10 protein-coding genes are annotated in these 14565 nt (G+C 67.9%); 6 read left to right on the forward strand and 4 right to left on the reverse strand.

Annotated features, from left to right (window positions below):
• Positions 1-397: 397 nt before the first annotated feature.
• Both G406_RS0121235 and G406_RS54320 read left to right on the forward strand, forming a co-directional pair.
• Positions 398-1201 (forward strand): FHA domain-containing protein, encoded by an 804-nt coding sequence (locus tag G406_RS0121235; RefSeq protein ID WP_028935355.1) that lies wholly within the window; start codon positions 398-400, stop codon positions 1199-1201.
• An 828-nt stretch (positions 1202-2029) separates the two neighbouring features.
• On the forward strand, positions 2030-5062 hold the full coding sequence (locus tag G406_RS54320; RefSeq protein WP_169736758.1) for a protein kinase domain-containing protein: 3033 nt from the start codon (positions 2030-2032) through the stop codon (positions 5060-5062).
• Positions 5063-5273: 211 nt separating this feature from the next.
• Here G406_RS54320 and G406_RS0121245 read toward each other — a convergent pair whose 3' ends face one another.
• The gene (locus G406_RS0121245) at positions 5274-5747 is read right to left on the reverse strand and encodes a hypothetical protein (protein ID WP_028935356.1); all 474 of its coding nucleotides are present in this window, start codon (positions 5745-5747) and stop codon (positions 5274-5276) included.
• Between the two features lie 154 nt (positions 5748-5901).
• Here G406_RS0121245 and G406_RS57850 point away from each other — a divergent pair, with 154 nt between their 5' ends.
• On the forward strand, positions 5902-6141 hold the full coding sequence (locus G406_RS57850; RefSeq protein ID WP_028935357.1) for a hypothetical protein: 240 nt from the start codon (positions 5902-5904) through the stop codon (positions 6139-6141).
• Between the two features lie 221 nt (positions 6142-6362).
• Here G406_RS57850 and G406_RS0121255 read toward each other — a convergent pair whose 3' ends face one another.
• The gene (locus tag G406_RS0121255) at positions 6363-6845 is read right to left on the reverse strand and encodes a hypothetical protein (RefSeq protein WP_028935358.1); all 483 of its coding nucleotides are present in this window, start codon (positions 6843-6845) and stop codon (positions 6363-6365) included.
• Positions 6791-7627 (reverse strand): AAA family ATPase, encoded by an 837-nt coding sequence (locus tag G406_RS0121260; RefSeq protein WP_028935359.1) that lies wholly within the window; start codon positions 7625-7627, stop codon positions 6791-6793. The genes G406_RS0121255 and G406_RS0121260 overlap by 55 nt, the downstream gene beginning before the upstream one ends.
• Before the next feature lie 345 nt (positions 7628-7972).
• Between G406_RS0121260 and G406_RS0121265 the strand changes: the two genes are divergently transcribed.
• Positions 7973-8269 carry a hypothetical protein gene (locus tag G406_RS0121265; RefSeq protein WP_028935360.1) on the forward strand — a complete coding sequence of 99 codons (297 nt, stop codon included), beginning with the start codon at positions 7973-7975 and terminating at the stop codon, positions 8267-8269.
• Between the two features lie 436 nt (positions 8270-8705).
• Positions 8706-9224 carry a hypothetical protein gene (locus G406_RS0121270; RefSeq protein WP_211241222.1) on the forward strand — a complete coding sequence of 173 codons (519 nt, stop codon included), beginning with the start codon at positions 8706-8708 and terminating at the stop codon, positions 9222-9224.
• 863 nt (positions 9225-10087) lie between these two features.
• Here the strand turns inward: G406_RS0121270 and G406_RS57130 are convergent.
• The gene (locus G406_RS57130; protein ID WP_156935051.1) at positions 10088-10225 is read right to left on the reverse strand and encodes a hypothetical protein; all 138 of its coding nucleotides are present in this window, start codon (positions 10223-10225) and stop codon (positions 10088-10090) included.
• A gap of 607 nt (positions 10226-10832) precedes the next feature.
• Between G406_RS57130 and G406_RS56000 the strand changes: the two genes are divergently transcribed.
• Positions 10833-14558 (forward strand): hypothetical protein, encoded by a 3726-nt coding sequence (locus G406_RS56000; protein WP_156935052.1) that lies wholly within the window; start codon positions 10833-10835, stop codon positions 14556-14558.
• The last annotated feature ends 7 nt before the right edge of the window (positions 14559-14565 follow it).

The raw sequence follows: 14565 nt of genomic DNA on the forward strand, positions 1-14565 counted from the left end.
ATCAACGCATTCGCCATCACGTTCGGTGACCGCTGGCCGGGAGCCGAGACCTACTGAAACTGACGCCGGAAACACCGATCACGAGACAGACCCTGGGGCATGGCGGTCAGAGGCTGAATCCCTGGTCTCGTGGCTGGTCGGCACCGTGAGTGTGGTCGTGTCGAAGCCGTGCGGCTTCTTCCTCGTGTCTGGCGGCTCGTTCGGCGTTGAGACGTGGTGGTCGCGCTGCCACTCGTTCCGTGGTCCCTGCTCGATAGCCGCCTCATGGTCCGGGCATGGTGGCGCGCTGCTGGTCATTTTCAGTCGATGACCAGCAACGCCGCCCTCGCTGTATCAACGGCTGGTTTACGATCCGTGCCGCACGCGACAACGCGCTCAGGGGGATTGATACGAGGCGATGGATACGTCCCAGTGGGTGTCGGCGCGGCTCACGGTGCCGGCACAGAACCTCGAGTTCTCACTCGAGCCATCGCGGCGGGTCACCTTCGGGCGTGACCCCGCGATGGACCTAGTCTTCTCCGGCGACCCTGGCTTGTCCCGATGCGCCGGCGACATCCACCACCGAGGCCACGGAGTCGAAGTCACGAACCGTAGCGGCAAGCACTCATTGTTCGTGCAGTCTCCGAGCGGTCGTGTCCGGCTGCCTCCCGCAGACAACAAGCCAGCCCTCTCAACGTCCCTGGTAGATGGCACATTCGAGATCACCATCCCGAACTGGGAGACGTCCGACTGTCGGATCATCATCGAGATCAGTCCCGGGGCACACGACGTAACTCCTATCGACGCACCGCGTGGACGCACCGAGACCCACTACCCACTACGACTCAACCCCGCGACCAAAGAGTTCGCCACCGCTTTGGTGTTGTGCCGCCCCAAACTGACCGCAGGGGCCGCGGCGGTGGCCATGCCAACGGTGCCGGAGCTCACCCGACAGGTTCTCGCGGCGACCGACGCCTGGCACCTCGTCCGCCAATTCGACGAAGACCCCACTGCAAGGACGCGACTGACCGGCCGCATCCACGAACATCTCAAGCAGTTGAGGGCAAAGCTAGCCGCGCGGGAACTAGGCCCACCGGGCGCATTAGCACCGCCGGTGCTGGCCGACGTGCTGATCGAGAACGACATCATCGTGCCCTCCCACCTTGCCCTGCTCGGTGACGCCAAGTGGTTGGCCATCCAGGCTGGTCTGTGGTGGAGCTAGCTCCACCACAGACCAGCCTGGGTCCACGCTAGGGAGCTAGTGGGCCACGCCCCACCAGCAGCCACCCTGGGCACCCCAGCTCGTACCGGCCACCGCGCCTGCGGTACCGAAGTTCCCGCCGAATTCCGCCCCGCCCTTGGCGCCCTTCCAGGCCCCCTGTGCGCACCTCTTGGCGGGTTTAACGACCTTCTTCACCTGATCGTCGAGGCCTCCGCCCCAACACCCCTTGCCGCCCTTGTGCGCCTTCCCAAGCGGGCACCAGGAGGGCTGAAGGTCGTGGCCCGCGACGAGCGGGCCGGATACCGAGGCGGGCGTGACTGGAACTGCCACTTCAGCTGCTGATGCGGTGCCGGAACACCCGACCAGTGCGGTGGCGATAACCCCGGTGGCGCCGGCGGCGACCAACACACGACGAGTAGCCGAACGGGCAATGGTGAACATAGCTTCCCTCTTTCACTCTTGTTCCAGGTGACGTAGATTCTTATGCTCCGGCGGACTTTTCGACTTGCACCGGCTCGTTCCTGGGCGATGCGGAAATTGTTACCTGGAACGCGAATTGATGGAACCTCTGAGTTCAGGGGGTAGGTCGAGAGCTGCCACCGGCCCCGCTTCGAGTGGCAGTGCATGCACCACCAGCGAGCTGAGCGCACAGGGTTAAGATGCCGGTACCTCACTTGTCCAGCTCATCTCGTGACGGGGGTACCACCGGATGGCTCGCGTCGGACACGCCACTGGCCAGCGCGTCAGCCACCGTGGGGCCGCGAAGCAACGCATTCACCAGATTCGCCCGCTCTGGTTCGACGTGCTGATACCCACCGGGTGCGGGCCGTGACAGAAGAGTTCGTTCCCGGTGAGCAATTCGGGCCCTACCGCCTAGATGCGGTGCTCGGCAGAGGTGGAATGGGAGAAGTCTTCCTCGCCTATGACACAGTGAAGAATCGGTCTGTGGCGCTGAAAAGGCTGCCTTCCGCACTGGCCGCCGACAAGGAGTTCAAGGTTCGGTTCCGCCGTGAGGCCGAACTTCTTAGCCGGCTCCACGAGCCGCACATCATCCCGGTTCACGACTACGGCGACATCGGCGGGCAGTTCTTCATCGACATGCGTCTTGTCGACGGGACCGACCTCTCAGACCTACTCAAACGGTCCGGGCCACTGCGACCCTCCCGGGCAGTGCACCTCATCGCTCAGGTCGCCGACGCACTCGACGCCGCGCACGACGCCGGGTTGGTGCATCGGGACGTCAAACCGGCGAACATGCTGATCTCGGGAACCCCACCCGAGTCGACGGGTCCAGACAGCGAGTTCGTGTACCTCACCGATTTCGGCATCGCGCACGACCAAGCAACTACGTCGATGACCGCCACCGGAGCCACGATCGGCACCTTCGCCTACATCGCCCCCGAACGGTTCCGGCACGAAGCGTGGGACCGCCGGGTCGACATCTATGCGCTGGGCTGCGTGCTCTACGAACTGCTCACCGGCAACAGACCATTCGGCGACGTCGGGACGCCAGCACTGATCAACGCCCATCTGCATACTCCGCCACCAGCCCCTTCACAGTCACACCGGTCGGCTCCGATCGCGTTCGACGCGGTCGTCGCCCGAGCAATGGCGAAAAGACCCGAACAGCGGTTCACCAGCGCCGGCGAACTGAAAAAAGCTGCGCAAGCGGCACTGACCACTTTCTCCCCGGCGCCGAGCGCCTCCGGTACATCCGCACCGAACAGCACCGATCGCCCCGCAAATCCATCCAGAACACCACCCCGGACAGCGGCGGCGCCTCCCGCACGGGCCATGGCGACCACGCAGCCCCCACCGGCTACACCTACGGACACTTGGATCCCCCCGCGCAAGACCCGCAGAACACCGGGCCGCCGGCCATCGAAAAAGAACCTGACCAGACTGGGCATAATCGCGACGGCGTTGCTAACCAGCGCACTCTTCGTCTTCACCGGCTCTTTACCAGGAGGCCTGGCCGCTCGCACCACAATGACCGACTCTGCCGGAAACACGATCGCTGTCTTATACGACGTCGCCGGCGTAAATCGCGTACCTGTGTCCTCCAACGCCATCTCAGCGGCGATGAAGGCGGCGACAGTTGCCATCGTCGACCCCAAGTTCTACGAGAATCAAGGACTGGGCTGGCGTTCGTTGACCCGGGAGTATGTGACGCTCTCCCGGCGTTTCGCAGGGGCGGAGACCGAGGGCGAATGGCTCAAATCAGCAGAACAATCCGCCGTCGCAACACCTCGAGACTTCCGGATTGCGCTACAAATAGAGGATCAATTGACGAAGGAGTCAATCCTCACCCACTACCTCAATCTCGTGTTCCTCGGCAACAAGGCATTCGGCGTCGCCGCCGCCGCTCAGACCTATTTCAACACCACGCCAGACAAGCTGACCGTCCCACAAGCCGCAATGCTTGCCGGCATGATCGGCGCTACCGACGACTATGACCCACTCAGCCACCCACAAGCCGCCCTCGACCGACGTAATGCAGTCATCAGGGCGATGGCAGCGCAAGGAATGGTCCAGGCCGCACAGGCCGACGCGGCAGCCGCCACACCTCTCGGTGTGATCAGCTACCCGTCCGTGCCGCAGCCCAACGGCTGTGTGGGCGACGCCGGATACTTCTGCAACTACGCCGTCGAGTACCTCACCAGCGCGGGCTACACCACCGACCAAATTAGACGAGGCGGGTACACGATCCGTACCACCCTCGACCCGACCGCGATGCAATGGGTGAAGGGAGCCCTGGACGCACAGACGCCGCCAAGCCAAGAGCACGCAGCCAGCGTGATGTCGATGGTGGCGCCCGGCACCAGCCAGCACAAGGTGATGGCCATGGGAGCCAGTCGCTCGTTTCCATCACAAGCCGGGCTAGGAAGAGGCGGACCGAACCTGCCCTACAACCCGATCAAATCGGGAGTCGGACCGATCTACCAAATGTTCACCGCAGCTGCCGCGATAGAGCGCGGTCTTGGCATCAACACCTCGATCGAGGTCCCGGAAAGCGGCTACACATCACCCATCTACCAAGACACAGCGGGCCGGCCAGTCCCAGCGAATAACGACGTCCGCTATCCCCATTACATGTCCTTGCGGAATGCATTGATCCAGGGCCCAAACACCGCGTTCGTGAAGCTCGAGGAACTCACCGGAGTACCGTCGACGGTAGACATGGCGGTCCGGCTAGGCCTGCGAGCGTTGGCCACTACGGCGTACACCGAACCCAGTACCGGGGAACCCACCAACCGCTCGATCGCCGAGATCACGAAGACCCACAACCTGGGATCGTTCACCCTCGGGACAACGCCCACCAGCGGCCTCGAACTCGCCAATGTCGGCGCCACCCTCGCCAGCCACGGAACATGGTGCCCACCCACCCCGATCGAACAGATCACCGACTGGACCGGAGTCGCACAAGACGTCACCCAGATGCCATGCGAACAGGTCCTCGACTCGGGTTTAGCCAATACGTTGCTCGTTGCGCTCAGCGAGGACAGCATCAACGGCCCTTCGTCACCGACCGTGCGCAGCGCCGGTTGGACGCGACCGACCGCCAGCAAATCCGGCACCGGAGTCGAGCACAAATCCGCCGGGTTCCTCGGCGTCATCCCACAACTCTCCGCCTCGGTAATCACTTTCGACGACTCCCTTACCCCATCGCCGCTGTGCGATCCCGAGACACGCACAGCCCCGGTACCGTGCGCAAACGGCAACCTGAGCGGCGCCAAGGCCCCGGCCCGAGCCTGGTACCAAGCCATGGCTCGCGTAGGGCCCAAGGACCCGCCGCTTCAGCTGCCGCCAGTTGACCAGCGCTACACCGAGGGTGAGATGACAGGCAGCGCTCCGAAATGAACTTAGCCGGGCCAGCTCGCTGCAGGAGGAATTGAACTCGCCGCCCGTACATCCGGTCACCGGCACGTCTGGCCTGCAAAAGAACATGTGCCAGGTAGCCCGATGTATGGACCACGAGGTTCGAGGGCAACCGAAGCTTGCTTCGGGCGGCAGCCCCGTTACCGGACTGGCGTCCCCGCACCCGAATCAGCGTCGTAGGACGCACCTCGGATCAGCGGCTGAATCCCTGGTCACGGGTCGGGCTTTGGGTGGTGTAGCTAGTCGGGCGGCCGCGCACGACGCCTTCCATGCGGGTTTTCTCCTGCTCGGCTGCGCGTTCTTTTCTGATGCGCTGTTGTTCGCTCAGCCACTGGTCGCGCAGGTTGTGCTCGGCGCCGGCCTGGTCGTCGCCCATGCCGGCGCGCAGCTGGTACTCCTGGACCAGCGAGGCGTGCCGGGTGGCGGCTTGTTCGGTGTTGGCCGGGTCGGCGGCTCGGCGTAGCCGTTCCAGCTCGGCTTCGTCGACTCGGTGCTGCTGTTCCCGGATGCGCTCGTGGGAGGCCTCGGCCCGGTCGCGGTGGTAGCGGGCCTGCCCCCGGTGTCCGGTCGATGTTGCCGCGCAGCGTCTTGGCGTGCTGTTCGTCGCGTTGCGCGGCGAGCGCTCGTAGTTGCTCCCGCAGCCGCTCTGCGACCAGGCGGTCGGCATCGGCGGCGGCCTGCATGTCGGCGGCCTCGGCGAGCAGCTGGTCACGTCGACCGGCCCGGTACCACGGTTGGTTGTGGGCTTCGTGGCGCTTGATCTCGGCCTGGCCGCGACGCCAGTCCGCCAGCCCCCGGGCTTGGCTCCATCGTTGTTGGGCGTGCCCGACCGCTTCGTCCAGCTCGGTGAGCCGGTGCAGGTCACTCAGGTCGCGGTCGAGCTGGGCTACTCGCGGCCCGCGTCCGGCCGCGACCTGCGGCTCACGTTTCACCAGCTGGGCCTGCGCTCGCGCGGCTTCGTTGCGGAAGCCGGTGAGCTTCAGCTCGGCGGCGACGATGGCTTGCTCGAGCTGGGCATCGGTCAGCCGGCTGTGGGGACGCTGCTGCCACTGTCGACGTAGTTCCGCGTCGACAGCCGCACGGTCGCGCTGCTCACCGAGCCGCGCGGCCAGCTGCTTGAGCCGGTCCATGTCTTGGGCGAACAGCAGCCGCGCGCGGTCTTGCCCGATCAGCTCGGCGTAGGCGCGCTTCGCGTCGATCGCCGCTTTCTGGGCGACAGGGTCATCGCGGTGCAGCCGTATCTGTTCCTTCAGCTCATCCCAGCGCCGCCGATGCTCGTCGGTCACCTCCACCGGTGGCTGCTCACACCGCTGCTCGGGTTCGATCTCGTCGTGCTCAGCGGGGTCCGTCCGATCCCGCTCGGTCTCTTGCTCGGTTTCCTGGCGGGGGGGGCCTGGCCGAGGTCGACCAGGACGGGCCGGTCATCAGCGGTGGTCTCGGTGTTCTTCGCGCGTTCTGCCATGGCGGCGACGACGCGGTCGGTGAGCTCGGCCTGGTCGCGGGGTGTGCCGTAGCGCAGCTGCTCCCCTTCGCCTTCCAGCTCCTCGAGGGACCCGAACAGCACCGCGCGGCCCTTGTCACGCGACAGGGACACATACAGGCCGGGGTTATCCATGCCCGGCCCCCACGCCAGGACGGTGCCCTCGTTGCGGGTCCCGTCCGGGCGCTCCCACGTGGCGCCGACGGACATGCCTTCGGCGTTGTGGGTGGTCAGGGCGTAGCCGAGGAACAACCCGGCGTCGGCGATGTACTCCGGGGTGCACACCGTGGTGTGCGGCGCCTGTCCCGGTGCATCGCCGGGCTGGTGCCACTCGACCGCACCCCGGCCTCTTCGACCCCGGTGACGATCGCCCGGTAGCCGTTGAGCACTCCTTCGCCCTGGACCGCCTGCGCGGTGCGGTCGTTGCGGCGCAGGATCGCCTGGTCGCCCACTCGGAACGTGACCTGTCGCCCGCCGGGCAGCGCGAACGTGCGCCCGTCGCCGAGCTGGCCCTCGGCTTCGCGCACCGCCTGCACGGCCTCGTTGATGCGGGTGACCTGTTCGTTGGTCTTGGCCAGCATAAGCAGCCCGTCGGCGCGGGTGTGCGCGTCCGGGGCGCCCTTCGCGGCGTGCATCCACGCCGCGACCATCGCGGCCACACCCTCATCGCTGGTGTGCGTCGCCACCACCTGCCCACCGACGGCGTAGCTGGACAGGGCCTCGCTGTAGCGCCCGGCCCGGTAGGCGGCCAGCGCGGCGCGTTCGTCCTCGGAACGCTGCCGGCGGTTCTCCACCAGCGTGGGTCCTTCGAGGGCGGCGTGGATGTAGCCGAACATCGACCCGCACCCGACGCTGCGTAGCTGCTTCGGGTCGCCGATCTCCACGATCTTCGTCCCCGACGCCCGCCCCGCCTGATACAGCGCCGCGCGGGCCCGGTCATCGGTCAGGTTCGCCTCGTCCAGGACCAGGACGTCGACACCGGCCAGGCCTTCGCCGTTGTCGATCCGGTACAGCCACTGCGCGACCGTGCGAGAGTCGATCCCCGACTCCGCCGCCAGCTCTTGCACCGCAGGCGGGGTCGAACCGTCAGGAACTTGGTTGGGTGAGGTCCGGGCTCAGCGTTCGCGATCGCACACAGGTCGTTGACGGTGACCGAGTCGCCCGGCTAGGTTCTGCCGCGCAGGCTTGAACGCCTCGGTGTGAACGCCTCCACCGACGCCGGATCGCCCGCATGTGGGTCTCGGTGTGACTCTGACCGCGGAGACCAGGTGTTTCCTTCCCTGGCTTACTTCTGCGCTCGATTCGCTCCGATTCTGCTGGTCGACCTCCCTCGGGTCACTGACGCCGAGGTTGAGGGGCCTGCTGGTTCCGGCTCGCGTGTCGGGTGCACCGCATCCGAACGGCTGGTACTCATGAACACCTGCGCCCGCTTCGTCACCGACGGCATCCGCGAGACCCTCGCTCACTACCGTCGCGATGACCTCCCGCTGCACCGATTGTCCTGGGAGCCGCACACCCGCATCGACACCCTCGTGCCCCACGCCCCCTCGCGGTGGGTCGAGCAGCTGCGCGATCTTCAGCGTCGTGTCGCCCAGGTCGCCACCACGACCGAACCGGTCTCCGCGCCGGCGCTCACCGAGTCCGAGCGCCACATCCTCGAGGAGTCCCTGACCATGCTCGCCGACGTCCTGAACCTCGCCCACAGCTAAACCCGCACCACGCGGCCAGCCGGCTGGAGTGAGTCATCGAGAACGGCAAGGGCGCGAACCCCACCCGCCCTACGCATCGGTCACCACTTCCGGTCAGGCGGCCGCCGCGCCACCGGACCGGCCACGGGCACGAACCCCACCTGCCCCAACCGCGGCCACCCGAAGTGGCCATGGCCAACCTGGCCGCGGCCTGAGCAACGGCCAGATGTTCACCTAGCAACAACGGCCAACCCCGGCCGTTGTCCGGCGGCCCACCGGGCGGCGAACTCCACCCGCCCGGGCTGACCAGACCGGGCATGCCGTGGACACCTCGGGACCGGCGAGTAGGTGCTGGGGCGAACCGGCAGTTTCTGTCGGGGCTGAGGTCTACCGTCAGGGGACGGCCGCGACCACCACGACCCCAGCGCCGGCATCTCCCGCGGTGCCCGCGGCGTTGGTGGTTGACCCGCAGCTACACGCTAAGGAGATCGCGCGGTTCCTGGGCAAGGTCATCCGCCGGCCCGACTCGGTCGAGCCCGGCTCGGGGGCGATGATGTGCGCGATCTGGACCGGCGCGATCGGCGACGACGGGTATGGCCGGTTCTCCATCACCCGTGACGGTGTCGAGAAGACCGTGAAACCCCACCGCTACGCCGCCGCCCTCGCGCTGGGACAACCGGTGTTCACCGGCCAGGTGATCGAGCACGTGGTGTGCGACAACCCGATCTGTGTCCACGCCCACCCCGACCCGGAGGTCGGGCACATCTGGCCCTCCACCCAGAGCGACAACCTGCGTTGCATGCAGGCCAAAGGCCGTGCCCAGCGCTGGTGGGTCCGCGGCTGGTCCGGGCTGGCCCGGGCCGAGCGGGCGGAACGCTCGCGGCAGCTCGCCGCAGCGGTACGGAGTGGTTGGGATGACGCCGCGGTCCGCGAAGTCTTGCTGCGGATCGACCCCGCGCAGACCAGCTTGTTCTGAACCGCGTCCACCGGTTCCAGGCTTTCGGACTGGTCAGGTCGGTGCGCCCCGTCCGCACCCAATAAGACGGGTTGTGTCTGCGAGAGGGTCGGGTACAGTCGAGACTGAGCCGGTTTACCGACTGTGTGCCCTGAGCGCCTTGAGCCTTGGGTCGACGTGTTCTTTGCGTGACGTGACCGTGAAGAACAGCAGAACGGTACGGCCGTCGTTGGGTTGCGTCCTCTGGTTGGCCTTGTAGCCCCGGGGGGGGCATCAGGCCCAGCGGATTCGAAGGTCAACCTCGATCAGTCTCGAACCCCTGCGGGGCCCTCTCCGCGCTCGGAGTCTGTGGTGACGATGTCAGTGACGGCAGCTGCTCGGGAACGCGCATGCGCGCTCCCGAATGCCGTCCTGCCCCGACACAGCGCACCGTCGTTTGTGGCACGTGTCGCCCGGGGGTTGTCGCGGTTCGGGCCGGTGTCGGCGTTGCTGATCGGGTCGGGGTTGGTGTGGCTGATTGCCGCGCTGGCCGCGCCGCTCTCGCACGATTCACCGTCGGCGACACCGGCGGTGTCGTTGGCCGCGGTCGTCCACGTGATGCCCGCGGCAGGCCCGGGGGCAGGCCCGGGAAACTCCGGGGACTCTTCCGCCAGTGATTCCGTGGCCAGCAAGCCCGGTGGCCACAAGGCTACCGACTCCTCGAGCGACTCGGGTTCAGGATCAGGTGGTTCTGCCACTGGTCGCGAGGCCGGCAACTCTTCTCCCGCCACCGCGGCCGAGCAGCAGGCGTCGGCATCACCGACGAGGAAACCTCAGCTCGCCGATGCCGGCACCGATCAGCGCAAGGCAACACCTCCGCGTCCGGGTATGACCGAGACCGGGGGTCAGCCGGCCAGATCGACGTCACATGCGCCGGCCACGCCGGTCGCCGCGAGCACCGATCTTGAGCGGCAGAGCACGGCGATACGCACGTTGGCCAGGGCACTGCCCACCGCCGCCGCGACCGGCGAACAACTGACCACGACGGGGCAGTCGTACCGAGCGGGCCTGGAGGGCACACCGCTGGCGGGACAACAGCCGGCTGACGGGCTGGGCCCGCCGCTTCGCTCCCGCTCCGCCACCACCGGCTCTGGTTCGAGTGCTCTCGCGTCCTGTCTAGGCGCTGGTTCAGGCTGCTCGGGTTTCTTACCGAAGCGCGTGACGGGACTCTTGCCAGAGCCGATGTCCGGCCACGGCGGCGGCTCGTCCGACCAACCGGCCCAGCTACCGACACCGATCCCCCCTCCCGCGAGCAACGGCCCCACCAACGCCGGGGCCGGCAACCCGACCGGCGGTACCGGTGGCGCGGGCGCAAGCCTGAACGCTCTAGCCGGCTCCCTCGCACGGTGGGCTCACACCGCCCTCAAAGCCGGACTGAGCGCCGACCCCGGCGCGCTGTCTCTCCTTGACCCCGGGCACTCACAGACTTCTTCCCGCGGCCCTCCGAACCAGACCGCTCTGTCCCCGCAGAACAGCTCCACACCCAAGACGTCCCACCTGACCGTCGAGGACACCGCTAGTGTTTCTGGCGGCGGGCCCTCCGCCGAGCAGGACACACCGCACGCGCGTTTGAGTGGTTCCGGGATGGCGGTGCCGACCAGTGATGGCGGCGAGCTGACCATCACCCCGACCACCCGTAGCCGCAACTCCGAAGTCACACCCGACCTGGCCAACGGCCGGTACCTGATCACCGCCAAGAACGCACAGGCACCCGGGTCGTACGACTTCCACCTCGACATGCCCGCTGGCAGTAAGGCCACCCCGAACGCTCGTGGCGGGGTCGACATCATCAACGCCGCCGGGCGCAGGACCCAGACCATCGCCGCGCCCTGGGCCAAGGACGCCAACGGTCAGGCGCTGCCCACCCGGTTCGAGGTTCACGGGGACACCCTGACCCAGCACGTCGCGTTCGACGAAAACACGGCCTACCCCGTCCTTGCCGACCCGGCCCCAGCTGGCCCCGCCGCACCGGCCGGTCCAGCTCCCGCAGGACCCGCCCCTGCCGGCCCCGCCGCACCGGCGGGCCCCGCACCTGCTGGTCCCGCGCCCGCGGGGCCCGCGCCCGCCGGCCCTGGGCCTACTGCTCCGGCGGCGCCACCAGCTTCCACTCCCCCGCCCGCGGCACCGGCGGCGCCGGAACCCACGCCGCCTCCACCCGCGCCTGTAACCCCTCCCGCGCCTGTAACCCCACCGGCACCTGTGACCCCGCCCCCACCCGCGCCGACCCCGGCACCGGTTCCGACAGCGGCGCCCACGACACCCGCCGCTGCGTCGCCGCCACCTGCCACCCCGGAACCGACCCCGCCGCCGGTCGGTGCGCCGGTGTCGCCCCCTCCCGCCGCGTCGGCGCTGCCGCCCACCGGGCTGACTCCGCCGGTCCCCACGACCACACCGGCGAACGCCTCGAACGGCATCGCAACGACGGGTCTTCCGGAGCAGAACCCCGCGACGCCGCACCTGGGAACGCCCCAGCCCACCAACGACGCCGCGCTGCCTCTGCCCGGAGTGGTGAAGAAGGACCCGGCCAGCCCGGTCGAACCGCTGGGCACGACGCCAACCACCCAGAAAATTCGTCCCGCCGACAACGGTGACGCTACGACCGATGGGCTGACGAAGGCCGTTGCACCGCCGAGCCCGACCCAGGCCGGCCAGGGGCAGGCTCTGGATCAGCAGCCCGGTCCGATGAGTCCGGTGAAGCAGACGACCGCGGCCAATAGTTCGGCCAGCGGGCTGATGGCTCCCGACCCGCTGTCACCGGCCGGGTTGTTCCTCAAAACACGCGACTCCAACAACAGCGCCACCAGCGGCGCGGCAGGGCCGTGTGTGGGCGGCGGTGGCTGTTCGGCCACCTCCCCGTCGGTGGCCGAGTTGATGCCCGGGCTTCGCACCAACAACGGCACCACACCTGAACAGCCGACTCAGCCGGTCCTACCGGCGGGCAACGGATCAAACGGCCCCACCGGCGCGGGCAATAGCGGCGGGTCGGGTACCGGTTCGGCCGGTTCCGGGTCGGGGGTCCTCGAACAGATCGTCGCCAACCAGAGCGGCCGCCGAGCACTACCCACCGACACCGACTCCTCCAGCACGGTCGTGGAGCCTCAGCGGTCCTCGGCGCCCACCCGTGCCCCGCCGGACAACGGCGCCGACGTCAACGTCCCGCGTGAACTCGCCGCGGGCAAGACCGAGGACCAGATCCGCGCCGAGGGGCAGGCCCGGGCCGAGTACAACGCCCAACACGTCACCACCGACCCGGAGGAACGAGCCCAGCAAGCGGCTAACCCCGACCTGATCAACGCAGAACGCCAGGCCGCGCTGTCGGCCAAATCCGACGAAGAGTTGGCGTGGGCGGAGAAAGGCGGCTGGAAGGAAGGACCTCCCAGCCCACAAGACCTGCAAGACCAGAAGAACGCCCACGCCGTGCTCGGCGCAGCGAGCTATGTGCCCGGATACGGGATAGTTCCCGCGCTGCTCAACGCCGGCTCGTACGCGGGTGAAGGCGACCTCGAGTCGGCCGGCTGGGCAGCCGTCGGCGCGATCCCCGGCGCGAAACTGGCCGGCACCGGGAAGGGCCTGCTCGAAGCGGGCGGCAAATCCGCCGCCAAATACCTGTTCAACCGAGCCGCCGATGAGGCTGCTGCGCCCGCGCCCGGAATACCCGCGGCGGAAGGCAAGACCGGCACCGGCACACGAGTCCCCGGCGCACCGCCCAGCGCCCCTACCGGCCAAGCTCCCGGAACCCGCCCCGACACTCCGGGCACCGCGTCCAACTCGACCCCGCCCGGCGGGGTTGGCCCTGGTTCCGCTGCTCCTGGCGGGCCCATGCCCCGAGCCGAGACCGGCCAGCCGGCCGCGCCCCGGGTACTCCCGCGCAACCCTGGCGCCACACGCCCCAGCGGCTCTTCCCGTCCGCCATCACGCACCGACAACACCGGCCCGGGACGGAACCCCCAAGGTTTCAGTGGGCCCAGCGGCACCCGCTCCCCAGGCGGTGGCTCCACGCCGCCAGGGAGCCTGGGCAACTCGAGTCCGAGTGGATCAGCCAGCCAGCCCAGTGGCGGCGTCGGTGTCCTCACCCGGCCAGCGCCCTCCCGCCCCGAAGCCGCACCACCGCGCACCGGCCCCGTTCCTGGTGCGCGGGTACTGCCCCGCTCCGGCCGCGCGATGACCGGCGAAACAGCAACCGCACCCCAGGCGCGGCCCGGCACCGCGCCCCGCGAGCTCGCACCCGTACGCCCCCTTGAACTTCCTACCCAACGCCCGACCGAGTCAGCACCGAGCCCGCTCACGGTTCCTGGACCTCAACCAGGTCAAAGCCCTGTCCTCGTACCGCAGGCCCCGCCGAACAGCCTCCCCTCGACACCGTGGCGCCCGGCTCCGTTCAACCCGGCCCAGCCTCTCGCCCCGCTCAACCCCAACACCACACCCACTAGCCCCGATCAGCCGTACAACCCGCTGGTACTGCCAGGGCAAAACGAACCCACCGCTCCGCTGACACCCCACGTCCGGCCTGGCCCGGGCACCCGTCCGGTCGATCGGCCAGATGGCCAGCCCGCTGGCCCGCCAACGGTCGGCGGCGGTGAGCGCACCCGCGGCGACATCCACCGCGACGGCAAGATCTACCGGTGGGACGACGAGCAACAGAGATGGCACACGATCGCCCAGGACAACACCCCCGCTCCAACCAGCGACGTCGGAGGCAGCGGACCGAACTCACCTATCCGGCCCGGGTTCCAGCCGTCCGACCCCGCGCCGCCGACGGGTGGCGCGGACGAGCCCGCCAAGCCGACGATCGGTCTGTATGGCTTCCGCGGAACAGGCAGAGACGACAAGTCCTGGATCGAAACCAAGCCGTTGATCTACGCCGGACATGTCGGGATCTCCCTCGACGGCGGTAAGACCATCTACGGCTTCACTCCGTACGCTCCTGGCCTGTCCTTCCCCGAAATCATTGCTTCACTCAAGGACCATGTCCCATACCCTGGAGTTGTAGGGAACGACACCGAACTCTTCCATGATGCACAGGACCTTTTCGAAGCAACCGGCGGTAAAACGCGGGTATACGTCTGGGACCAGACTTTCACGCCTGAAGAGTTCGAACGGATTCAGCGTGACGTTTTCGAGGAGCGCGACCGCAGCCCCATGTCGGACAAGCGCTACAATTTCCCGGACCCCAAGTACCCGGACTGCAACAACTGCGCTACCTGGCCTGGAACTCACGGAGTGGAGCTACCGGAGCCGACCGGAGAACTCAGGAATTACATTCCTAGACTGATAGAAAGAGGGCAGCCATGGAACCGGCTCAACGAGGATCACTAGCGCCATG

This window comes from Actinospineispora spinosispora DSM 44797 (assembly GCF_000429025.1).
Lineage (GTDB): Bacteria > Actinomycetota > Actinomycetes > Mycobacteriales > Pseudonocardiaceae > Pseudonocardia > Pseudonocardia spinosispora.